Raw genomic sequence first — 273 nt, 5'->3', positions numbered from 1 at the left:
CCTTATTTATGGATTACGCCAAGATGAAAAAACCAAAAAAGGTGGAGGATATCCCCCTTCGCGCGCTTGTTCCTGCCTATGCGATTAGTGAATTAAAAACAGCCTTTCAAATGGGATTTATGATCTTTGTCCCTTTTTTGGTGATTGATATGATTGTCTCCAGCGTCTTGATGTCGATGGGAATGATGATGCTGCCACCGGTCATGATTTCCCTGCCATTTAAGATTTTATTATTCGTTCTCGTTGATGGCTGGCATGTCATTGTCGAATCAC

General features: G+C 41.8%; 1 pseudogene. It reads left to right on the top strand.

The window, feature by feature from the left end:
* Positions 1 to 273: pseudogene (locus RYX56_RS22390) on the top strand (flagellar type III secretion system pore protein FliP); the annotation flags it as partial.

Origin of the sequence: Alkalihalophilus lindianensis, from assembly GCF_032843265.1 — a bacterium.
Classification (GTDB): Bacteria; Bacillota; Bacilli; order Bacillales; family Bacillaceae_D; genus Alkalihalophilus; species Alkalihalophilus lindianensis.
Note: the sequence above shows the minus strand (reverse complement) of the source record. Positions and strands in the feature narration are given on the sequence as shown.